This window comes from Deltaproteobacteria bacterium, from assembly GCA_016234845.1.
Taxonomy (GTDB): Bacteria; Desulfobacterota; Deferrimicrobia; order Deferrimicrobiales; family Deferrimicrobiaceae; genus JACRNP01.
In genome coordinates this window covers 18,011-42,647 of the sequence record JACRNP010000012.1, presented here as the reverse complement: position 1 = coordinate 42,647, position 24,637 = coordinate 18,011, and the positions used below count along the sequence as shown (strand labels likewise).

7 protein-coding genes are annotated in these 24,637 nt (G+C 65.6%); all 7 read right to left on the bottom strand.

Going from position 1 to position 24,637, the window contains the following annotated elements; translation table 11 throughout:
- The 7 genes from HZB86_01130 to HZB86_01100 all read right to left on the bottom strand — a co-directional run bounded on the left by HZB86_01130 (position 1) and on the right by HZB86_01100 (position 24,466).
- The gene (locus HZB86_01130) at positions 1-1,371 is read right to left on the bottom strand and encodes a carboxypeptidase regulatory-like domain-containing protein (GenBank protein ID MBI5904151.1); all 1,371 of its coding nucleotides are present in this window, start codon (positions 1,369-1,371) and stop codon (positions 1-3) included.
- Positions 1,368-3,875 carry a hypothetical protein gene (locus tag HZB86_01125; protein MBI5904150.1) on the bottom strand — a complete coding sequence of 836 codons (2,508 nt, stop codon included), beginning with the start codon at positions 3,873-3,875 and terminating at the stop codon, positions 1,368-1,370. Before HZB86_01125 ends, HZB86_01130 begins: the two co-directional genes overlap by 4 nt.
- Positions 3,876-3,965: 90 nt before the next feature.
- Positions 3,966-6,272 carry an Ig-like domain-containing protein gene (locus HZB86_01120; GenBank protein ID MBI5904149.1) on the bottom strand — a complete coding sequence of 769 codons (2,307 nt, stop codon included), beginning with the start codon at positions 6,270-6,272 and terminating at the stop codon, positions 3,966-3,968.
- A 69-nt stretch (positions 6,273-6,341) separates the two neighbouring features.
- Positions 6,342-11,669, bottom strand: coding sequence for a CxxxxCH/CxxCH domain-containing protein (locus HZB86_01115; protein ID MBI5904148.1), 5,328 nt, complete (start codon positions 11,667-11,669; stop codon positions 6,342-6,344).
- Positions 11,666-15,862: a hypothetical protein gene (locus HZB86_01110; GenBank protein MBI5904147.1), complete on the bottom strand. Its 4,197-nt coding sequence runs from the start codon at positions 15,860-15,862 to the stop codon at positions 11,666-11,668. The genes HZB86_01115 and HZB86_01110 overlap by 4 nt, the downstream gene beginning before the upstream one ends.
- Positions 15,863-15,968: 106 nt before the next feature.
- Positions 15,969-17,075 carry a hypothetical protein gene (locus HZB86_01105; GenBank protein ID MBI5904146.1) on the bottom strand — a complete coding sequence of 369 codons (1,107 nt, stop codon included), beginning with the start codon at positions 17,073-17,075 and terminating at the stop codon, positions 15,969-15,971.
- 152 nt (positions 17,076-17,227) lie between these two features.
- A complete protein-coding gene (locus tag HZB86_01100) occupies positions 17,228-24,466 on the bottom strand; it encodes a CxxxxCH/CxxCH domain-containing protein (GenBank protein ID MBI5904145.1) in 7,239 nt (2,412 codons plus the stop codon).
- Positions 24,467-24,637: the final 171 nt, after the last annotated feature.

The window sequence follows — 24,637 nt, the reverse complement described above, 5'->3', positions numbered from 1 at the left end:
TCACTTGATCTTGACGATCTTCAACCCTTTCGTCTTGTCCGACACGTAGGCATAGTCGCCGGACACCGCCACGTTCATGGCGTAATCCTCCACCACCGGCACCGAGTACATCTCGCTGATGCTCATGGCCGCCTCGTCCGCCTTGTACACGGTCATCGAATTGTCGGTTCCCGCGTAGAAGTAGCCATCCCAGGAGGAGTCCATCCCTTGGGAAATGGCGGGGAACGAGGCAAGGGCCGACGGCGAAGCGGGATCGGTGACGTTAATGAATTGAATGCCGGGGATGCCCAGTCCCAAATGGCCGATCGTCGACATTCCGACGATCTTTCCGAATCCGGCCGCTCCCGTCGGAGACCATCCGCCCACGGGGGTGTACGAGCCGAGACGGGCAGGAGCCCGCGGATTCGTGATATCGAATACCACCAGGTCGGAGCCGGAATACAGCAGGGTGTTGTCGTGAATGTGGATATCGGCGCCGTCCCCGGCAATCCGCGTCCTGTCCACCGCTCCGGTCTGGACAGGGTTCGCGCGGTTCGAGATGTCGTAGATCAGGATCACGTCCATGCCGGCCACGTAGAGGGTGTCTCCCTTGCCCGTCACGGACTGCGGGTAGAGGACAAATTTCCCGGCCGGTACTGCATATGGATAGTCGGTCAGGCTGGCGGGATCGATCCCGCCGATCGCATTGTCGACCAGGTATACCTGCCGCAACAGGATCGGCGCTGCCTTGTCCGTGATGTCGTAATACAGGAACCCGTCGATATTGTTCACGATTGCGAGATGGTCCCCGTCCTCCGTGGGGTACGTCATGTACGTCGTTCCACGAGGCAGGATGGAGATCGGCCCGATGATCGATTGAACGACGGGATTCCGCGGGTCGGCGACATCGACGATCGGCGCCCCGCCGAAGTGATCTCCCAGGAAAAGGTAGTTGTCCCGCACCGAAGCGGTGATGGTCCTGCCCGACGGATCGAGCGCGGATCGTGGAACCGAGCCGACCACCGTACCGATCGTGTTATCCGGCACGAGCGTCAATACAACGCCTGAAGACCGCCCGGCGTTCACCGTCACGGTTTTCCGGTCCTGCAGCCGGTAGGCGTTGTCCTCCGCCTGGACCGTGTACGGACCCGCCGGCAGGTTCGCGAAGGTGAACGCCCCCGTGTTGTCCGTGACGGTCTTCAGGCGGAGGGCGGGCAACAGGACAGCGATGCCCGCCGTTTTCCCGGTGGAGGGAATCGAAACGGTGCCCGTAATCGTCCCGGGGGGATCCACCCCGGCGGAACCACCCCCCAGGCAACCGCAAAGGGAGAGGAGCAGAACCCCGGCGAGGATTCCGAGATGGAGCGGGAACGGCGCTCTCGTTCGAGTCACCTTCGCCTCATCCTTCCGATGGCATCCAGGTTCTCCCGGGCGACGGTGTTCCCGGGATCGAGGCGCAAAGCGGCCTCGAAAAAGTCGGATGATTCATTGTATTCCTTCCGTTCGAACCGGACAATGCCGAGGTCGTTCAACGATCGACTGTCCTCCCCGCGAAGGCGGACCGCCTCGCGGAACAGATCCTCCGCGAACCGGGCCAGGCCGAATGTCGATGCTGCCTCCCCCCACTCCAGGAAGAATTCCCCCCTGCTCCTTGTCCCTTCCGGCGGTAATCCGGCGATTCGCTCCACCCGCGCCTGGAGCGGCTCGATGATCTCCGCGTACGGAGGATACGGATCGCGAAACGGGAAGGACCGCGCCATGCGGTACTCCAGGACGGGAAGGTCGTCGGTGTTCCACTCCATGTTCCGCGTCCCTTCCCGCTTCGCGCCCCCCAGGAATCCCCCGAGGAGTTCCGAAGGAGTGGATATGCCGACCTCCCGTTGGAGGTATTTCCGGATTGCCGGATCGGAAAGACCGTCCCTGAGCGTTTGTACGTCGACGGCGAGCGGTTCCGCGGTGCAGACGAACAGGATGTCTCCCGGCGAATAGGAGAAGGCGAGCACGCCCCGGAATACGGACAGGACCGTGTCGCGTTCCACGCGCAAATCCTCCGCCGACACGCCGTATGTCTGGAACCATATTACCGCGACCCCGCCGGGCGCCAGTGCGCGCCTCATGGCAAGGAACGCCTCCCTGGAGAACAGGGAGGACGCGCCGATCACCCAGGGGTTGGATGGCTGGGACACGATGAGGTCGTACCGTTTCCCGGCATCCCGCAGGAACCTCCGCCCATCACCGACGACGATGCGAACCCCCGGGCGCGACAGGGCCGGGGCGTACCGGCGGCCGTATCCTTCGCGAACCGCGCGTACGACTTCGGGGGAGATCTCGACGCAGTCGACGGCGCGGGCGGAGTGCAGGAGAATCCCGTCCAAGGTGGCCCCGCTTCCGAGCCCGATCAGGAGCACATCCCGTAACGTTTCCCCCTTCAGGAGGTAGGGAAGCTGGGCAAGCATCGTCTGTGTCGGCCGGTCCCGGAGCGCGTGCGATTCGGGTTTTCCGTCCACTACAAGCACCTCGTGCCCCCGCTTCCCCCCGACGATCACCGTGGAGAACGGCCCCTCTTCGAGAAACTCGGGGGATGCGCCCCACGGCGCATCATTCCCGGCGAGTCCGACGCCCTCCCGGTGCAGGAGAAAGATCGCGGGACGACCCGCGAGCCAGAAGGCTGCCGCAGCAACGCAGGGAACGGAAGCGAGGACGGCCCACATGCAGCGACGACGATCTTTCATCTCGGCGCGGAGCGCCACGGCCGCCGCAGGGATGAGGTTCGCCGCGCACACCGCGGAAAGAGCCGGCCCGGTGCCGACGGCCGGAATGAGGGCAAACGGCACGACGAGGGCGCCTGCCGACGCACCCAGACAATTGAGCATGAACAGCGTCCGGTGCTGCGGCGGACGGTCCGACAGTCCGCCGCCGACCGCGAAGGAGAAGAAGAGCCCCGAACCGAAGAGAATCGGGGACATTACGACGATCGTGAACGACAGGACGGCCGGCCCGGGACTTCCACCCGTCAAGGCGGCGACGTACCGATATGGAGACACCCCGAATTCGCCGAATGAGAGCAAGGCGACGAGCAGCGACAGAGGATAAACCACCGCAAGCGAAAGATAGGCGTAAAGACATCGCCTCCCTCCCCCGATGACGCGTGGAGAGAGGCATCCTGCCCCGAACGCGACGATTGCGACCGCGAGGACCGAATAGTAGGTGTAGACCGAGGAGCCCGCCATTTGCGAGATCCAGCGGCCCCACAGGATCTCCATTCCCATCCCCGTCGCACCGGTGACCGCCACCATCGCGGATGGAACGGGATCGAATTTTCCTGCGGGTCGTGCATCGGTTTCCAATTCGAGCCGTTTCGACGATCCCCCCGGGAATGCGGCAAGGTAAAGCGGCAGGGACAGGAGGCTGAACGCCAATGCCGCCCACCGGGTCGAGGAGACCCCTGTCGCAGGCACGAGGAGAAATCCCCCGAGCGCGACGCCGAATCCACTTCCGAGGAAGTTCGACGCGTACAAAGAGCCGACAGCTCCCTGATCCGCGGCCGGGGACCGCCTCCGCTCTTCCATGACGGCGGCGATGACGAAACCTGAGATCAGGGAACAGAGGAGGAGGGACGGAATCGGAGGAAACGGAAGCCCGGAGAGAAGGGCGTTCGAAACGCCGAATCCCGACTGGAAGGCCACCGGCGCCACCCAGGCGCGCCGCTTCCCCCCGGGATTCCCCCGGGGGAACATCCTGGCTCCGACGCCGAGACCGAGGATCGAAAGCGATGACACGACGGCGAAGGCGACGGGAGAGGACCCGATGGACAGGGTGACCTGCCGGATCCAGTACACTTCGAACAGGAGCGCCGACGCCCCGGAAAGGAAAAACGCGGCCGAAAGGAACGTCATGGGAACCCGACCGCCGCCCCTGCCCTTTCACTTCTCGTGTCTTACCGTCGCCTGCGGCGGACCGGTGCCGCCGGCACGAACTCCGTTGCTCTATTTTACGACAGGAGTGACCGTTGCCACCGTCTGCCCGATTTCCCCCCGGTCCCAGTATTCGACGAGGATTTCATCGATCCGCAGGTCGAACGGGGCGGTAATAGACTGCACATCGCGGCTTCGCCCCACAGTGTACTGCATTACAGGCTCGCCCTTGACCGCCGTATCGCCCTTTTTCTTCAGCCACTTCTCCACCCGGATCTCGTCGCCGTCCGCCGAATAGCGGGCGAAGAGCACGTTTCTGGCGCGCGCGAGTTCCGATTCCGTCGGCGTCTTCGACCGGACCGTGGCGGTGATCGTCGCGACTCCCGCGGTCGTACCCGCCGTGTACCGGTTCGCGGCATCTCCGAAGCGATCGGTCAGACGGTCCGGCGAATCGAGCCTCCCGCCTCCCCTGGCGATCCGAAACTCGATCCTCGTGTTCGCGTTCGGGTTGTCATTGATGTCGGTCACCGTGACGCCGATGTCGGCGCGGCTGGTCCCGTCCGCCGGCAGAGTGGAGGGGCGCGCTTTCAGGATCACCTTCGCCGGAGCGTCCGAGAGGAGCGTGATGCTCACGTTCCCGGTGACGTTTCGCAAAGTCGCGGTCGCTGAAACCACCACGATTCCGATCTTCTTGCCCGCTATATACTCCGCCGTGGCCGTCCCGGAGGAATCGCTCGTCCCGGTGACCGCCCGCAACGTCCCGTTGGCGCTCGAAAGGGTAAACTGCACGGGATCTCCCGTCACCGGAGTCCCGTTCGGGTCCAGAAGGGTCGCGCGGATCACCGACCGGCTTCGACCGTCGGCGGTCAGTTCCGTCCGCGATGCCGCCACCTTGAGGATGTACTGTACGCTTCGCCGGGCCGCGGCCCGACTGGCAGGAGGCATCAACGCGATGTCGATCGACGCTTCCTTGAAGGCCGTTATGTAGTCGACGGAGACTCCGCCGGAATCGAGATCCTTCGCGGTGAGGACGACCGTCTTGGCGGCAAACCCGGCCTTGTAGTCGAACTCCACCTCGCCCCAGGAATCGGTCTCCCCCCGCCACCGCGTTTCCACGGTGGCGCCCACCTCCTTGCCGAAATCGCCTGCGCCCACGGTACCCGTATACTCATCGGTGGTCGCCAGCGTCAGCTTCAGGTGACGCCCCTTCACCGGGCTCCCGTTTGCGTCTTTCGCGACGAGCTTGATCCGCGCCTTGCTCGTGGAATCCGCCGACAGGTCCTTCCTGTCGATCACGAAGGTGACGCGCGGTTTTGTGTCGATCGTCCACGTCGACGCGCTCGTGACCGGGTCCGACGCCACGTTGTCCCCGGATACGTACCGTCCGATGATCCTCCCGTTTTCGAAGTCGTCCCCGGGACGGATTACGTAGCTCCCCGTGTACGCGGAAAGGAGGGGGATGGAACCGCCCCCGGATCCGGACGCCGTAGGCGCCTCCGCAAGGGGGATTCCAAGGGCGACTCCCATGTCGAACGATGCCTTTCCGCCCGGGGGGGCGGTGAGTTCGACGGTCACCGTGTCTCCCGCCACGAGTTTCCCGGAGATTCCGGCGATCTTGAATGAGTCGTCGCGGACCGAGTCGATTCCCCCCTTTCCCGACCCGGAGGCCATGAGGTTCCGGTCATGGACCGCCAGCCGCCGGACCGCGTTGGACACGAGGGGATGTTTCCCCCGTCCATCAGTTCCCAGGCGGACCGACTCCACGCCCGAGATCAACCGGGCAAGGGAAGAGGCCGACCCGGTGCGAAGCAAAGTTCCGGAAGACATGGAGTAGAAATTTCGCAGCGGCTTGCCGTCCAGGAAGAATCCGCCGGAGGACGGATCGCCCGCGCTCCACGCCAGCGAAAGAACTACCGATTCCCCCGAAGCCACCATCCGGTCCAGGGAAACCAGGTCCCCGAAGGGGCTGGTGCGGCCGGCCTCGGCGTCGAGCCAAAGGACGGACACGTCTTTACCTTCCAAACGCCGCGCCCGCGAGAAATAGAGGGTCAGGATCGCGTTGCCTCCAGGTCCCTCGAACGTGCATAGTGCTTCCGACCCCCGGCCGACGAGCGACCCAGGTTGGAACACCAATTCCACCGTTCCCTCCCGCGCGGGCAACGTCCCCTCGGGAGCAAGGTAGCGGAGGTGGTCCCCCTCCGCCCTGGCTTTCCACCCCCTGCCCGTGTTGTCGGCGGTGATTTCTCCCCCGACGGCCTCCCGCCCGGGATGCGCAACGCTGGTGTAGTCGTCCTCGACCAGCGTCTTACCTTGAACAAGGAGCGCGGGCAGGGCCAGGAAGGCAACCCATGCGATCCCGATTACCGCGATCTTCTTCATTTGTCCGCCCCGTTCCGCAATATCTTGCCCTTATTCATACGTTACGAATCTCCCTTTGTTACCGTGAGGTTACGGCCACCCCGTGACCGTGTTCCACCCTCCGGCGCCCGTCTTGTTCGACTTTTTCTGGTTGTGGCAGTGCATCGGGCGCTCGTTCGGCATGTAGCTGAATCCGGCCGAGTCCGTATCGGCGATCTGCGCCCCGAAAGTGTACCCCGTGCCGGTGTACGCCGTGGAAGTGCTTCCGTGCTTGTTGATCGAGGTTGCCTGCGTCGCGCTGGGCCCCACATCGAGACAGTTCGTCTTCATCAACCGCGGAAGCCGCGCCACATGTGGCGTGTGGCATTTCGAGCAGACGAACCGGTGGTACGTGTTGTCGGTGTAATTGGCCGACTGCTGGCCTCCCGCCGCCAGGGTGTAGTTCCCGGTGTCGTAGGCGGTATCGGTGTACGGGTTCCAATTGGCAGCGTGCGTCGTGGTCCCGGGATTCACCGACCAGCGGTACGCTCCCGGAGCGGTCGTATAGCTGCTGATCGACCGGACGGCCTGCCCGCCGCCCCCGTTCCAGACCATCGCGTGCTGGCGGGTCATGTAGTATTTGAACAGGTTCGCCGCGGTGGCGATCGTGTCCCACCCGAGAACCGTGCGGTGGACCGTGATCGTGTCGTTGATGCCGGTCACCGTTTTAGTATAGGCAGTATTGTTACCGCGGCCCGAGTAGTCGTACGTGTATGGGCCGTTCGTCGAGGTCAGTACGCTCCCGATGCTCCCTGCGGCGAGCGTTCCCGTCTTCGGGTGGCAGCTCAGGCACAGCCCCGCGAACTGGGTGTCGTTCAGCCCGGGAACCGCGGCGGTCACGTACGTCCCGGTGATCGCCGTCGACCACGGGCGGTACGTCGTGTCGTTGATCTTGCTGTTCCCGAAGGAGTTGTCGTCGATGAAGTATCCGTTGTACCCCGTTCCTCCCTTCCCCCACGTGGAAGCACTGATCCCTGTTCCGAATCCGCCGCCCACGATGGCGGGCTGATTGTAGGCGAAGCTCGGATTCTGCCGCGGCGCGCTGTACGGCTTGGGCGTGCCCGTAAACCGCGACGAGTTCGAGGGGGACCATGTGTTCGCGTCGTTAATGGTCGCACCGACCAGATCCCCCGCCCGATCCTCCTTGTACGGGGAGGTCATCCACGTCCCTTTCAGCGCCGGGACCCGGTACGCCGCGTTCGCCGCGGCAGGGTCCACCCCGTGCGGATCGTGGCACTTCGTGCAAAGGCCAAGGATCGTCCCCGCGGGAGTGGATTTCATGAGCGCGGAAGTGCCGCTCGCCGTGGTCGTGCTCGCCCCGAAGTGGCCTCCCTTGAACACCGCGGATTTGTAGGCGAAGCTGCCGGTCCAAATCTGCGAGGTTCCCCAGCGCGTCGCCCCGGTGAGACCGTTGGCGTCGTAGTACCCTTGCACAGGCTGTGTCGGCGCGGGCGAGCGGTAGCTCGTGAATTTCCTCGGGGCGGTGGCGTCATCCCCCAGGTGACAGTCGAAGCAGAGATCCGCCTGCGCGCTGTACAGGTTTCCCGCGGTCGTGCTCGCGGCGGGGGTGTACGCCGCGGTGTCCTTGAGTATCCCGCCGTTTCCGGGGGCGGAAGTCGCCGCGGTGTAGCTCGACGCCGGGCTGACGTACGAGGTACCCCCGGTCACTCCCGACCCGTGCGAATTGTGGCAGTCCAGGCACGCCACGTTCGTAACCGCGGTTCGCGCCGCCGTCCCGCTGGTCGCCGCGTAACGGTCCGTCCATGCCCCGCTGGTGGCGTACCCTCCGTGGTTGTTCGCGAGATTGCCGTGTGGAGAGTACGCCTTGTTGATCAGGTCAGCCGGAACCACATTGTATGTCGTGGAAGACACCTTCCCGAACGGAGCGGTAGTCGTCGCCCCGTACTTCGTACCCACCGGCGTGGCGTCCCATGCATACACCCTCGGTGTGCGTGTGTCGCCCTCCCCGCTGAACGGCGCGGCGGCCTGGTTCGTCGCGTTGTGGCACGACTGGCAATGCGCGCTGGCGGGCGCAAGGTCCGCCTGCGCAAGATTCGTGATCGACACCGGCGTTCCGCGCGTAGGGTATGTCGTGTACACGACCAGGTCGATCGGGTACGGCGAAGAGGCGCCGTTGTTGTGGTACGTCGTGCTCATCGAGCCGTCCGCGTTCGCTTCCATGTGACACTGGGAGCAGGTGACCTTGGTCACCGTGGCCGCCGTGACGCCCTGGCTGTGGTGCGACGCGTATCCGAATTCCGCCGTGATCGCGCGCCTCGGCCCCTGGGCGTTGTTGTGGCACGCCTCGCAATCTCCCGATCCCTTGAAGCCGGTATCGTGCTTGTGGCAGGAGGTGCAGCGGCCGGTGCGGGACGCGTGGGTGCCGGTGTTGTCGGAGCCGCTGGCGTTGAAAAGGGTGGTCTGGTTGTGGCACACCTCGCAGATACCGTCCGCCGTCCCTGAAACGGCGTAGCTGTTCGCCGCGAAGCCGGCGAGGCTCGTGAACGTGACGTTCGAGAGAGCGTTGTCTTTCGGCGTGCCGAAGGAATTGCTCCCCGCGTTCGTGTCGGTGGAGTTTACCGGGTTGTTCACGGCGGATCGAACCATGAAGTAGTTGCCGTCGCCGTGAGGATCGTGGCAATCGACGCACTTGTAGTCATACGATCCCGGCCACGTCCTGGCCGACCCCGTGTTCACCTTGTTGTGACCGAGGATTCCGAGGTTCGGCGCGCTCAACGCCTTGTTCGGATTCGTCGCCGACGGACCGTGGCAGTCGTTGCAGAGGCCGTCGACGTTCGAAGCCCACGCGCCCAGCCGGTACGGGTCCGCCGCGCTCTTCGGAACATGGCTCGCCGCGCTGCTGTGGCACTCGTAGCAGCCGCTGTTCGGGGTACCGGTATAGCTGTAGAGGAACGCCGGGCCGGCGATGCTGTCCCAGGTGAAGGCGGTCGAGTTCCCGTGGCCGTTGCCGTTGTACTGTGTGTTGTCCACGGGGTTCGGCACGCCGTCCACGGCCTCCAGCGGCTTGTTCGCGACTTCCGCGCCGGTGTGGCAGGCGAAGCATCCGCCGGTCAGCGGCGTCCCCCACGTCACCGTGCCGCTGTGGCAGCCCGACGTGAAGGCGCACGTGGATCCGGTCGTGGCGTTGAAGGCGTACGTGAATCCCGTTCCGTTCACCTGGTACGTACCGTTCACGTGGTTGGCCGCGGTCGTGATCGTGTTTCCGGTCGTCGTCGTCTGGCTGTGGCACGTCTGGCACGTCACCGACGCGTGCGCCGCATGGCTGTTCCTGCGGCTGCCGGACGTCGTGTAGTTCGGGGCTCCGGAGACCGGACCGCCGGCGCCGTGGCACGAGTTGCACGGAAGCGGGGTCGTGGTGTTGTCCCACCGGATCGAGTTCGCCTGGATCGTTCCGCCGTTCTTGATGCTCGACCCGTCGCTGTGGCAGTACGTGTTCGCGCAGCTGTCGACTCCCTGTGTAAACGTCCCGGAAATGGCGAGCGTTGTCGCCCGAAGCGTCGTGCTGAACTGCACCGTCGGGTTGCCGTCCACGTGGTTGGGGCGGCCCGTCGTCGCGTGTAACGTCGTCCACGAATCGTTTGCCACCGTCGTCGCGTGGCATTCGTCGCAGGAGAAGTTGTACCCCGTGGTCGCGGTGTCGTCTGTGTGCTTCCGGTGGCGGGTCGACAGCGACGTCGCAGCGCCTCTCGTGTCGTGGCACCCGACGCACGTCGCGGTCGGGAACCCCGAATGGTTCCATGTCGGAGTGACCAGGGCGGCCCCGCCCTGGCCGTTCGTGTGGCAGTAAACGGCGCAGGAACCGTTCGTCCAGGAGAGCCCCTGGCTCGCCACGTTGTCCCAGCCGGCCGTCGTGCCGCCGGCGGTATAGGTGCCGCTCAGGGTCTGCGCTCCGAGCGTCCCGGAGAAGGAGACCTGCGCCGCCTGTACCGCGGATACCGGGTAATTCACATGCTCCGCGCCGGAGGGGTGGCAGTAGTAGCACGAGAAGTTGTAATTCCCCGCCGTGGAGGTGTCCGACGGCGTAGTGTTCACGTTCCCGTTGTTGTGGAGCGCGTGCTTTCCGAAGGGGGGCGTCACCGCGTGGCAGACCCCGCACGTGGACGTTCCGTATCCCCACGATTGGCCGGTGGCCTGCGGAGTCGAACGTCCCGCGTGGCAATACACATTCGAGCAGGTCCGGGAGGCGCCGGCGTACGTCCCGTCGTCGGCGTACGCCGGACCGGCGGTCCGTGTGCCGATCGACCCGGAACGCAGATCGACGGTTCCGTCCATGTGGTCCGAGCCGAACGCGCCGGTCCCGGCCAGGTGGCAGATCGTGCAGGTGTCGATCGCGTTGTCCGCCACAGGATCGGTCCCCGCGGTCAGGGAAACGCCGTGCTTGGCGTGCGAACCGGGGAGGGCGTAGTAGTACTGGCTGCTGTCCTTGTATCCCGCCGTCGCGTCATCCGGCCCGAACTGGTGGCAGGTGTTGCAGGCGATGGCGGTGCCGCCGCCGGTGGTGCGGGGCGGAGCGAGGTTTTCGGTGGAGGTCTCCGTGATCGTGAACGAACCGCTGTTCGTTCCGACCGTGGTGGACCCTATGTATGCGCGGTTGCTCTGCGCGGAGACGGACGCGGTGTAATAGAGCCGGAGCTGGAGCCGATGGCCGACCGGAATCACGTAGGAGGACGGGATCGTGATCGACCAAGTGAAGTTGGTTTGGGTTGCCGTGACGCTCAACGTTCCGGAATTGCCTCCGATCTGCGTTCCGTTCCCGGCGGCGCCGGCGGGATTGTAATCGTAGAGGGCCAGGTACGCGGTCGCGTTTCCGGTCCCGTTCCGAAGGCCGATCTGCCCGCTCACGGTCTGCGCCGGAATCGTGTTGGCGGATGCGTAGTTCGCCATCGTATACGCACGCATCAGAAGGTACGTCGTGGTTCCCGTCGAATTGATCCTCAGGTTGACGGCCGTGTTCCACCCGTTTGGCGTCGGCGAATAGGCCGAGGTCGCCATTCCCGTATTCCCGGGCGCCGGGGAAAACGTGGTCGCGCTCGTCCAACCGTTGTGCATCTGGCCGTCCGCGCCTACGCTCGTCTGGACACCCGGCCTGAACAGGAAATACGTGCGCGCGGCGGCGGTGGTCACGTCCACCGTGGTGTTATCGGTTTGCCCCCGGTAGGTGGCCGTCACGTTGTCGGTCCCCGCCGTCGATCCCGCGGTGTAGAAGCCGGTCGCGGCGCCGACGGTGCTCCCCGTCGCGGTGCCGGCGCGCGACCAGGCGGAACCGGTGGTCACGTTCTGGTTCAACGCGGCGCTCGAATACGTCGCGGTGGAGTAGAACTGGTGCGTACCGCTCGCGCTCAGGCTCGTCGTCGTCACCGGCGTCGTCGAACCCGCGGTGTCCGTGATAACCAGACCGGTGAGCGCCCGGATCGTCTGCCGGTGAGCGCCCGGATCGTCTGGATCGTCGAGCTGAACGAGGTGATGGCGTTTACCGTTCCCGTCGAAACCTGGACGTACCCGTCGTTCACCTGGGTCTGCACGGTCCTCGCCGCGGTTGCTCCGTTCGCGATGTTCGCCATCACGACGATCGTCCGGGGCGTCCCGACCACCACGGTGAGACCCAGCCCCGTCAGGCGGTAGGTGTTGTCGGCGGCGTTGAACGTCGCCGTGCCCAGCAGGGTGCCCGCTCCGGCGGTGTTGTCCACGAAGGACACGGCGGAGATGTCGGATCCGTCCGCCGAGGTACCCAGCTCCTTCACCCAGAGTCCGCTCACCGTCACGTTCGCCGTAGCCGCGGTGAGGGTGATCCTGTCCACCACGTTGTTGTCCGAGGCGCCGCGGATGTCCCCGGCCGCGGGAAGCGCGTCGGGCGTGGTCACCGTGAGCTGCCCTCCGCTGCTGATCGTCTGTACCGTGGACGCCGTAATCGGGAAGGTCCCCGCCACCGTCCCCGCGGACAGGGTCACGTAGGAGGCGTCGACCACCTGGGTCTGGATCGTCCGCGTGGTGGTGGCTCCCGCCGCCACGTTGTCGACCACGAGAATCCGCTCCGTCGCCCCGGAAGAAACCGTCAGCGACAACCCAGACACCGAGTAAGTATTATCCGCCCCGCTGAAGGTGGCCGCGCCTCCGAGAAGCGTATCGGTGCCGGTTTCCAGCGTCCCGTTCGAGTTCACGTCCCGCCAGAAGGTGACGGCCGAGATGTCGGTCGAGTTCACCGCAGTGCCCAGCTGCTTCACCTTGAGGCCCGTGACGGTCGAGAACCCGCCGCTCGCAACGAGGTTGATCTTGTCCACCACGTTGTTCCCAGAACCCACCATCACGGGGCCGGCCGCCGGTAAGGCGTCGGGCGTGGATACGGTGAGGGTGCCCGGCGCGGCGACGGTGAAAGTGTTCGAGGTGAACGTCGTCCACGCGTTGATCGTGCCGTACGACGCCTTGAGCTCGCCGTTTACCGTGGAGAACGCCATGGTGCGTCCGTTGACCGCGGCCGCGCCGATGTCGACCACGACCAGCACCTGTTTCGTGGTGCTCGCGGGTACGGAGTAGGAGACCGGCGCAACCGTGTAGCCGTTGTCGGTCCCCGAGAAAACCGCGTCTCCGCCGATCTGGATGTCACCCCCGTTCACGGTTCCGCTCAGGTCCGCGTCTTCCCAGAAGGTGATCCGGGCGATGTCGGTCCCGTACACCGCCGTCGCCCCGACGCCCATGCGCACCTTGAACTGGTTGTCGATGACCGTACCCGAGGCATCGGTCTGGAGGCGGATCTTGTCGATCACGTTGTTGGTAGAACCCTGGAGGACGTTTCCAGCGGCGGGGAGCGCGTCGGGAGTCGACACGGTCATCACGCCCGGCAGGGCCGTGATCTGCTGTTTTCCGGACCAGGACGGCGACAGGGCGTAATGGCACTTCGTGTTGGAGCACGTCTTCCAGCCGTTCGTATTGTCCGCCGCCTGGCCGGGGGTGCCGCTGTACGTCGGGCCCGACCCGGCGCCGTTCCATGTGTTCCAGACCGCGCCCGTGTTGTCGAGCGCGACCTGGAGGTACGGAACCGCGGAAGGTTGCGTGCCGCTCTTGAAATTCTTGTTCGTGGGGTTCCCCGGGTGTCCGCCCGACTCGCCGGAACCGCCCCCGGCGTGGCAGACGTAGCAGGAGGAGCTCCGCGCCACGCCGCGCTTGTTCACCAGGTAGTTCACGTGGATCTTGTGGGCCGTGTTGTCCCCGGCCCGGGTGCCGATCACGTTGTTGGCGTCGGTGTGGTACGTCCCGGTGTCCCCGGATGCGGGCATCCCCGCGGTGTCGGAAACCGTCCCGTGGCACGAGTTGCACGCCGCCTGCGGGAAGCCGAACTTCTTCGCGTCGGCGGCGGTCCCGTGGGGGTGGCACGCCGTGCAGTTCGTGTCCTCGTTGTGGTCCGGGTTCACGGTGGAGCTGCGGAAGTTGTGGTCCACGTTGAGGGCGGGGTTCTCGGTCGGATTCTGGTGGCACGCGGTGCACACCGAGTTCGCGTTCGCCGTGCTGCCGCCCTCGACCGGGTCGAAGGAGTTCGCCCCCGTGCGCGAGGTGAACGTCACCGGCGTGACCCCGTTGATCGTCGTGCGGACCATTTCGAGGTTCGTCGTGCCGTGCGTGTCGTGACACTCGAGGCAATCCTTCGTGAACGTCATCTGGGACGGCGACGACTGGTTGAGATCACCGACGATCCCCTCGTGGGTGTGCGTCTTGCCCGTCACGTTGTCGGTGCCGCGGTTGGCGCGGCCGGCGAACCGGTGGCATGCGTCGCAGAAGCCGGTGGTCGCCCCGGCGGGAGCGCGCTGGTCTCCCGGATCCCCGGTCGTGCCGAAACCGTTCCCGGAAGCGGGGCTGGAGTAGTCGGTGAAGTCGACGTCGCGGGCGAGCAATGTGCTCCCGCCGCTGCGGAACGTCTTCTCGGGGAAGTTAGAGGGGATCGTGAAGTTCGCCGTGACCTCGTTTTTCTTCGCCGGCAGCAGTTTCGCGTGGTTGGAGCCGTGCACCTCGTGGCAGTCGGTGCACTTCAGGTTCGCCGGGTTGTTCTGGGAAACGGTGTAGGCGCCCGACGCCTGGGGACGGCCGTGGCCTCCGCCGGCATAGTTCGCCGCGACGTTCGGAGGGGCCACGTTCCCGATCTGGACGTCCGCGGATGCGCCGTTCCCGTCGTGGCACGTGAGGCAGAAGGCGTTCGCGTTGGCGATTCCGGAGGCCGTGTTGTCCCGCATCCCCAGCGAGGCGCTGTACGCGTAGGAATCGGCGCCGTCCGCGTCGATCAGGGAATACGTGTTGTTGTGGCGGTCGCCGTGGCACTTGAAGCAGTCGTTTACCGCTTTCGTGTTGTAGGGCGACGTGTATATGAACCGCGCGGCGCCGCCCGCGGACACGAATCCGCCGTGCTGGCTCCAGGTGAGCGAACCGACGGATGCCGGTTGGGTCGCGGTGTTGTCGGAACCGACCCCCTTGAACAGTGCGTCGATGTAATCGTAGACGGCCCCCGCCGCGCCGCCGGCGGTGTGGCAGGTGAGGCAGTCCGGACCGCCGCCCGGGGTCTTGTGCGGATTGTGGCACTGCTTGCACGACTGCGTATCGGACGCCGCGTGTCCTGTGACCCCCCACTTCCGCGGGGCGGGAGCGACGTTTCTGACCCGCTTGGTCGTGGTCACCGAATCCGTGGAATTGTAATCCTCGTGGCAGAAGATGCAGACCGCCCGGTACTCCGCGTTGGTGGGCGCGTACGGAGAGGCGAACGTCAAGCCGGAAGGTCGGGCACCCGTCCAGGTGGTGTTGTCGGGCTCGAAGAGGCGGGCGTTGGTCGCGCTGTTGTGGCTCGCGTGGCAGTCCGAGCACGGGATCCGGTCCCCCGCGGTGATCCCCCCGCCGGTCGACTTGAAGTAGTGCCCCTTGTCGATGTAGTCCTGGCGGACGTTGACCGCGCGGGCGGTGTTCGCGCTGCCGTCGTGGCATGCGAAGCAGAAAGCGTAGTCGGTCGCGGGGTTCGCGGAGGGGACCTTGTTGTAGACGGAAGAGCCGGAAACGGTGCGCTGCCCGGCGGAGAGGAGCATCGACAGCAGGTGCGCGTTGTCCCCCGGGACGACCTGGTTGTTCGGAAAGAGGACGTCGTGGTTGGGATACCCGTCCGTCGCGGTGTTCCCCGCCGTGCTCAGGTAGTCGGTCGGGGCGAGATCGGGGATGAGGTTGGGCGTCAGGGTGGTTACGGAATTCCCGTTGTGGCAGTCCCGGCAATCGATCCGGACGCCGTTGTCGTAATCGTTCACCATCGCGCCGACTCCGATGGTCGGAACCGGGTGGTGCGATTCGCTGGTCGACTTGAACCGGTTGCCGTAGTCGGAGTGGCAGATGTCGCAGGTGACGGGTCGCGAATACGGCGACATGCCGATCGCCTTGCCGGACCAGATCGAGTACGATCCGGCCCAGACCTGGCCGGTCTGGATGTTGTGGCAGTTATAGCAATCCTGGGAAAGATCGTGGGCAGCGTCCGCTCCCGGCGGCCAGCCAAGGAAAACCAGGAACAGAAGCAGGAGCAGGATGAAATGCACCGGTCGGAATCTGGCCCGATCGCCCATCAGCAATGTCCTCCCCCGAAGACGCATCTTCCCGTTTCTATTGATATTACGCATAACCGGACCCTTTGTTTCTTCCCGCTCACCAGTTCGAGATCAACGCAAGTCCCCGGGCGGTTCCCGCCGCGACCCTGCCGTCCAGGATTGCGACCGCGGTGACCCGGTCGGCCGGCAGGCCCTCGTTCCGGCTTAAAAAACGCGCTGATCCATCCACAACGAGGACGATTCCCCTGTCGGAGCCGGCAATCACCCTTCCACCCTGCACCGCGATCGAAAAAACCGACGATCCGGCGAGCGCGGGCGGCAGCGGCATCTCTTTCCACTTATTCCCGTCGAATCGGTACATCCCCCGGCTCGAGCCGAGCAGAAGCGCCTCTTCCTTCTCCGCGACGGCGAACAGGCTCATCGGAGGCAGGCCCTCGCCGATGACCTTCACTTCGTCCCCCGCGTACAGGTAAGGGATTCCCGATCCGCCCGCCATCACCACGCCCGTCGGCGGAAACGCGAAGGATTCGATATCGTTGAACAGGCCGCGCCCCTTCCCCCCCATGAATTTCCAGTTCGTACCATCGAAACGGACCGTCCCCCCGGCGAGGTAGACGGAGCAGGCCCACAACTCCTTCCCGCCGGGCGAGGCGGCGAGCCGGACATTCCGCAAGGTCACGTTTTCGATCCTGGTGATGGACTCCCATTTGGAGCCGTCGAACACGGAGAGTCCGGCGGCGGTACCGACGTACACTTTCCCCCGGAAGAGGGCGATGGATGTGGTCTCGTCGGAAGAAAGCCCGTCGGCGACACGGTACCCTTTCCCTTTCCCCGTGGCCGGCTCGAACAGGTATACCCCGGCGTTTCCGGTCCCCACCCACAGTTTCCCCCCCGGCTCCGGCGCAAGCGCCGTCACCCAGTTCGACGGAAGTCCGTCCGCGGTGGTTACGACCCGCACGTCCGCGGCTCCCGCGGTGAACGGCAGCAGCAGGATCCGGAGGGAGATGGCCGCCGCCATCCCTCGTGCCCAGGCCGCTCCCCTGGCGGCAACGCTGTGGCAACCGCCCATCATCGAGGTTGGGGGGCTCCCTTCGCAGGAGTAGCGCCGGATGGAGTCGCCGCCGGCGCAGTCCCCTTGGCAGGCGTCGCGGGAGAGGATTTCGCGGGCGTCCCCCCCGTCGACTTTCCACGGATCTTGTGGCACCCGGAGCAGTCCTGCCCTGGATGGTGGCTTGCCTTGGCCCCGGGCGTCGCCGCCCACGCCGGTCCGGCAAGTGCCGCCAGGAGAACCGGGACGAGAAGTGCCGCCCGGTAACGATCACGCTTGTCCATCTTCGAACCTCCCTGGGTCCCGTCCTACTTGTGGCACTGCGAGCAGAGCGCGGTGGGCGCACCGACCGAATAGTTGAACCGGAGCGCCTTGGTCCCCTTCGGATCGGTGTTCTGGCCGGAGAACCTGCGAACCGACGAGGGAACCGCGGATGCGCCGACGCCGTGCGGATCGTGGCACGAGACGCACAGCACATAGTTGTTCGTCCCGCCCGACCGGTTGTAGTTGTTGTCCATCAGGTCCCCGTACAGCGGTATGTGCGGGCTGGAGGGCAACTGGTACCACCGGTCCTTGTCCGTTCCGACTCCGAGGACGGTGGTCGGGTGCGTATCCGCCGCCCCCTTGGCTTCCGGACCGTACGCCCCGCTCCCCGAAACGCGCCAGGTGTGGTCCGGCGGCCCGAACATCGCGTGGCAGTAGTTGCAGATGTAGTCGATCCCCCCCAGCGTTGTGATCGGAGGGTATGTCCCGGTGAAGAAGTACCCGGTCAGCCGGTACGGGTTCGAGTTCACCGGACGGTTGGCGCCCAGATGCCCGATGTCGCCGTGGCACCAGCCGCACCCGATCCCGGCGGTTCCGTGCCCCATGGTGGAAATCGTTCCCTCGATGGCCGCCGCCACGCCGCCGCTCCCGTCGATGCGCGCGGTGGCCTGGGTCCCGGCGGCCGTCCCGTTGTGGCAGGTGAGGCAATCCACGAAATACCCCGGATTGTCCCAGTTCGCCTGCGTCCGCACCTGCGCATCGCCGGAAACCGGGATGCTCACCGACGTGTACGTGCTGTGGCAGTTCCGGCACACCTGCGTCGTGGCGAGCGTCGCCGCGACGTACCCGTTGTCCGAAGGCGTCGAACGAAGATCCTTCGCGTTGTTCACGTGCAGGCCGCCCGGAGTCAGGTCGTACCGCGTGTGGCAGCCGGTACCCTCCGAGCAGTTCGTCCCGACGCTGAACCGCCACGTCTCCGGGCCATACGGCTTGCCCACGTTGTCGATGTGCACCGGGTGGTTCTTCGTCGAGAAGAGCGTCCCCGGGGTGGTGTCCGCGATCCCCGTGTCGTGGCACGTACCGCACGCCAGCGTCCCGTTCCACGCCGGCGAGGTCGACGAACCGGCCCAGCCCGGGTTCAGGGTCGCGTTTCCGCCGTGACAGTACAGCCCCGCGCAGGCTCCCGTCCCGCCGTTCCCGGTGGTCGGCACCGCGAGGCCGCGATACGTCGTGCTCCCCGGGTTCCACGACGGGTCGAAGTTCACGTTCACGTTGTCGAAATACGCGGCCGGCCACGCCTGCCCCTTCGCGAGGCCCGACTCGTTGTGCGTGTAGTTGTAGTGGCACAGCGTGCAGTCGAACCCCTTGTTGTTCGCGGCATCGCCCACCGGGAGCGGCTGACCGACGTGTTTCCAGTGCCCGACGCTCATCTGCTTCAGGTTGGCGCCCGTGTTGTCCAGCCCCGGATAGCTGTGGCATCCGTTGCACTCCAGCGGCATCAACCCGTCCACCGTACCGATCGCGCCGTCCTGGTTATGCGAGTGGCAACTGGAGCAGTCCTTCCCCGTCTCGTTCCCCGCATACCCCGGCGCCGCGTGCTGCCCGCCGACGTTGTACGCCATCGGATATCCGGGATTCGACGTGTTGGCGTGGCACACCCGGCAGATGTCGGAAGCGGTCCCGGTGCTGTCGAAGGAATTCGCCCCCGACTTCGCGAACAGGCGCACCGGCGACGATGTGACGCCCGTCGCCACCGTGATCGTCGGGTTGATCATCCACAGGTTCAAACCCGCCGGAGCGGCCGAAACGTTCACCATCCCGTGCGGCTCGTGGCACTGGTTGCACGAAAGGGCCGTGAACACCGCCTCGAGACGCCCGGGGTACCCCGCGTTCCCGTGCGTGTTGATCCCCTTCTTCGTCGCCGGGCTGCTCCCGGACGTCGTGTGGCACGCCGCGCACATCCCCGACACCGTCGATATGCCGCTGACCCCGTTCACGTTGTCCCACAACCGGTTCCCCGCGTACGTCGTGTTGTCCGTCCCGTCGATGTGCGCGATCGACAGATTGTGGCAGTGCTCGCACGTCCGGTTCGCCGCCGGGTTGGACGTCACCGGGTACACGCCGCTCGCCGTCGGGCGGTTGTGCCCCCGCACGTTCGCTCCGTAGGTCGAATTGTCTCCCCCCACGTTCGGCGCAACGCGTCCGGTGGCGTTGGCATTCGTGTACGCCGCCGTCGATCCGTGGCACGTCAGGCAGTCCACCAAGCCCACCGTGTTCCAGTTCGCCTTTGCCGTCGCAACGCCGGTCCCGTGGCACGGGTCGCACGTCTGGGTCAGCGCGAAGGTCGTCGCCGTCGTGTTGTCGTACCGCGTCCGGAAATCCACCTTCCCGTCGGCGTGGGTCGAGGCGTGGCAGTCGTAGCATGCCGATATCATCGGACCGGACAGGTCGTTCATGTGCCGCGCGTGCGCGCCGCTGGTCGGGTAATTCGATGCCTTCCCGGGATAGTTGACCGCTCCTCCGTACCCGCCGTGGCACGACCCGCAGAGCGCGGTGGATGCGGTTCCCCAGGCGGGGACGTTCGGAACGCCCGCCTGGTTCGCGCCACCGGTGAGCGCCGGGGTCCCGGTACCATGACAGTAGGTCGCCGTGCAGGTCCCGAGGCCGTTCCCCACGGGATGCGTGTTCCCCTGGTTGTACGTCGCGCCGATCGTCGTTCCGTTCAAGGTCGTTCCGAAGGCGAGATTCACCTGGTTGTCCACATGGGACGATGCGCCGGATCCCAGACCGTTGTGGCAGGTGGAGCAGGTGTAGTAGTTCCTGTAGGGGAGCGAAAGGTGCTTGTTGTGCCCCGCGCTGTCCATCCAGGTGGCGGTGCCCTGGACCCCGTCGGACCTGTGGCACGATCCGCACTGCCCGCTCAGGACGTTGTCCCATGCAGGGACGAGATACTCCCCCGCCGCCCCGGTCAACACCGCACCGGTCGCCTTCTGGCCGATGCTGTGGCAGTACAGGTTGGAGCAGCTGCCCCAGGAACGGTGGCCGGCGGCCGCGTTGTCGTCGGTCGGCGCGGCGGACCCGGTGGCGACGCTGTAGGAAGGAGTCGACCCATACGGGTTGAGGGAACCGGCGAAACTCCAGTTCACAAAACCGTTCTTGTGGTTCCCCGTCAGCGACGCCGCCGAATACCCCGTCACGTCGTGGCACCGCGAGCAGGCGTACTGCAAGGTTCCGACGTGCCGGGAATGCATTCCGGTAGATATCGTGTTGTCGGCCCCCGCCGGACGCGAGGTCGCCGTGCGACCGTCGTAGGCGTGGCACGTGTAGCAGTCCCACAGCGTCATGTTCAGCCAATACCGCGTGTACGGAGCCGGGGTGCCCGACTTGTACTGGTTCGCGGGAGTGCCGTAATACGGGCTGTGGCAGTTGATGTTCGAGCAGGAGTCGTCCACGACGCTCCCCCCCGCCACCCCGCCGTCGAGGGTCCCCCGGGACCAGGACGCCGCGGCCCCCGCGTACCAGTTGTGATTGGAGATGTTCGTCATCGGGGCGTTCACGTTCGTCGCCTGGTTGTGCGTCGCACCGCCGCCGGGAGTGTTCGTGTGGCACTCGACACAGCCGGAGGTGGCTCCGGTGAACGGGTCGTGTCCCGAATTGTCGACTCCGCTGGCCGGCCGCGAACGATGGTTCCCCAATCCCGCGAGGACGGCGTAGTTGTCCACCGTGGACGGCCAGATCCGGTTGCCGCCGAAGGGAGCGAACGGCGGCGCGCCGCTCAAAGCGGACGCTTCGCCGTGGCACCCGTTGCACGACGGGGAGAAGCCGGCGTTGTGGGAGTGACAGGACGTGCAGAGCTGCGTGTCCGCCCCGTTGTGGCCGGTAAGCGCCGTGTACAGGTTCCGCCTGTAGTAGTTTGCACCACCGCTCGCCGCGTGGCACGTCTGGCACAGCCCCTGGTACGTCCCGTCCGCAACGACGCTGTTCGTCGTCGACGCCACCAGGTCGGCCGAGGTGTACCCCCCGCCCGTGGCCGCCGACACGTCCCCTACCCACACCGGGCGCGACGTCGTCGGGATCCCGAACACACCGTCCGACACCGACGTCACTCCCTTCCCGGGAGCCGTCCCGTCGCCCGAGTGCGTCATGTACGCGTTCGTGTCCCCGTGGGGATCGTGGCAGTCCCAGCAGAACGTCCCTCCCATCGTGCCTGCCGTGTGCTTGTACCCGTAATGGTTGTCGTCCACGAAGGTGGACGTGGCGTCCTTCGACCCGTATCCCGTGCCTGGATTGAATCCCGCGCCGCCCGTGGCGTGGCACTGCAGGCACACGTTGTTCCACCCGTTGTCCTGGACGCCGCTCGCCGGCCCTTTGTTCGCCAGGCGGAAGCGGTTCGTCGAATCCCCATGACCCACGCCCGTCGTGTGGCAGTACAGGCAGCCGGTCGCGTCCGGAGCCGGCCCGGCAAAACCCGCCGCAGCGCGCCCCGACGCGTAAGCGCTGCCGCTGCGGCCGTGCCCGGCGCCGCTGCTCAAACCGCCGTACTCCCCGGGGTGGACCTTCGACATCACCCCGTTGTCCCAGACGAACTCGTCCGTATCCGCGGAAACCGCCACGCCCGCGCTGTTCGAATGGCAGGTCTGGCAGCCGATCGTGCCGCCGCCCCAGGCGGGGACGTTCGGGTTCCCCACCAGCCATCCGCCGTGGCACGCCGCGGAGTTGCACGTTTTCAGGGAGTTGTCGTAGGCGAAGTTGTGGGAAAGCTGCTTCGCGGTCGCGCCGGGGTTCGCGGCGACATCCCCTTCGGAGACGGCATCCCACTCGCCGTTCACATGGCTTGCCTTCCCGGACTGCGGCACCGACGTCCCGTCCTGGGTCGTCCTCCAATGGCACACCTGACATCCGAATGCCGCAGGCGCGGTGGAATGCTTCGCGTGGGTGTTCGCCTTCGGGGTCCCGCTCGTGTACGCCGGGGGGGCGTCGTGGCAGGCGGAGCATGCCAGTGCCGTGGTGTTGTCCCAGCCCGGGGTCACCACGAGGCCGCCGTACGGATTCGTTTTCGCTGAGGCCTTGCTGTGGCAGTAGACGTTCGTGCACGTGCCGCCGGCGTCCCCGATCGTCGTCGTGCCCGTGTACGATCCGGCGCCGGCCCCGGTAAACCGCCAATCCGACGTGTTGAACGTCACCCGGGAACTGTTGTCGATGTGAAAGGAGCGAGCGGAGGTAAGGGGGATCGTCAGGCCGTCGGGAGTGGTCTCGTAATGGCACGTGTTGCAGCCGAAACCGTAGCCCGCGGCGGAGTCGGCATGATCCCGATGGGCGCCGGTGGCCATCTTCAGAGCGGAGGCGTAGACCCGGTGGCACGTACCGCACGCGCCGGTCGACCGCTGGTTCCAGTCCCAGGAAGGGGTCTGGTTCGTTCCCTTCGCGTTCGCCGGAAGGGTAGCCCCGTGGCACCGGAGGTTCGAGCACGTTCCCGCGGCGGGGGCCGTGCGGCTCCCGGCGGCCGGGGAGTACGTTCCGGCGGGGTTCAGGCCGTCGAATTTCACCTGCACGTTGTTGCTGATCATGAGATCCGTGTGGCTCGGGTCTCCCCATTGGGTCGGCACCGATACAATCGATTCGTTGTGGATATTGTCCATGTGGCACGAGGAGCAGGAAAACTCGTACCCGTTGTCCGCGAATGTCTTGTAGTGCTTGTCGTGCACCGGGCTCAGCACGTGCGCGCCGGCCTTGTGCGGCTGCCCCGCGTAGTCGTGGCAGCCGTTGCAGTTGGGGGCGAAGCTCGTCTGCGGCCCCGGACCGGAGTGGGAATGGCAGATCGTGCAGTCGGAGTTGAAGGTTACGGTGACGTTGGTCCGGTGCTCGGCGACATCCTCCATGATCGTGCCGGCGGTCCCCTTCGGACCGAGAGGCTTCCCGTGGCAGTTCGGGTTGTCGCAGACCCCGGTCCCGGCGACGGTGTAGAAGTCGGTCTTCCCGCGATAGACCGTGTTTTTCCCGATCACGGTCGCCCGGATCATGTACGCGTTGTTGTCGGTCCCGTTGAAAACGCCCTTCCCATGGGGATCGTGGCAATCCGTGCACGCCGCGGATTTGTCGGTGGCGCTTACGATCTTCCCCTTGTGGTACCCGTGCTCCTGGTGGCAGTTGTTGCAGTTCGAGGACCTGCTCCTCCGGAACGCGGACTCGCCCGCGTCGTCGGCCAGGCCGTTGTAGTCGTTGTCGGCGTTGTCGCTCGCCACGTTGGTGGAGAGGTCGGATTTGATCGCGTCCTCGCCGCCGGACAGGCGGAGCGGGTTCGCTGCTTCACGGTGCGACACCGCCGTGGTGTGGCAGTTCGAGGAACATGTGTAGTTCGCTGCAAGCCCTTTCTTGTGCCCGCTGGCGATCCAGTTCGTATCGTCGTGGCAAATCGAGGTGCAGTTCTGATCGTCGATCGTATTGTTGGAGGATCTTCCCTCCCCCATCAGGCCGGGAGTCGTGTTGCCGGAGAAGTGGACCTCGTGGCAATCGACGCAAGACGATTTCTTCAGCGGGGTGCCGCCCGGTTCCCGGAGGACGTTTCCGTTCAACCCGTACGCACCCCAGCCGTAATGGCCCATTTTCGTGGCGGGCCCGAAAGTGCTGTTGTGGCAGGTCTGGAGGCAGAAGGAATCCGGAGCGTTCCCCGTCGGCTGCGAGGGGGCGCCGGACCAGGTCCAGGAGGTCACGTTCCGGAGCATGAACGGATTGTTGTAACGGGATGAGGAGGTGATCGGCGTGTTGTCCGCGTTCCACAACGCCGGGTGGTCCGGATAGGCCGCCGTGTAGAGGGACACGTCGTGGCAATCGGTGCACGCCATCTGGCTGGCCGGCTTGGTCCAGCTTCTGTACGGATCGCTCCCGAGCCATGGCGACATCGTGATGTTGTTCACTTCGTACGGATACAGGTTCACGTTCCGGCGGACCGGATCGTCGAGGTCGTAGGACCGGTCCACGGGGTGATGGCGTTTCGGATCGTTGTATCCCTCCGTCCCCGTGAACTGGCTCCGCTCCTCCTTCATCACGTTCCAGTTCGTCATGAACTGCCGGCGGGCCGCGGTGGTGTAGCTGTGACAGAACGTGCACGGCATCAGGTCCGGGGTGGTACCGGCGTTCAGCCCTTTGATCTCCATCAGCTTGCTGTTCAGGATGTAGCTCGTGTACGGCGTGGGATCGACCGCCGTGTAGGCCAGGTTGTGGCAGGCGTCGCACCCCTGTGCTCCTCCCATGTAGTCCGAGTGCGCGGCCCGCGCTTCGTTCATACCCATACCGCCCGGGAAGGCCGTGATCAAAACGGCAAACATGAGAAATCCCCCGATCAGGGCGACCGTTTGCCTTTTTCCCGTCTCCATCGATCCCTCCCGTGTACGTTGGGCAGTCCACCGCTCGCGAACCGACCGCCAATGAATACGAATACGGAAAAACGAAAAATT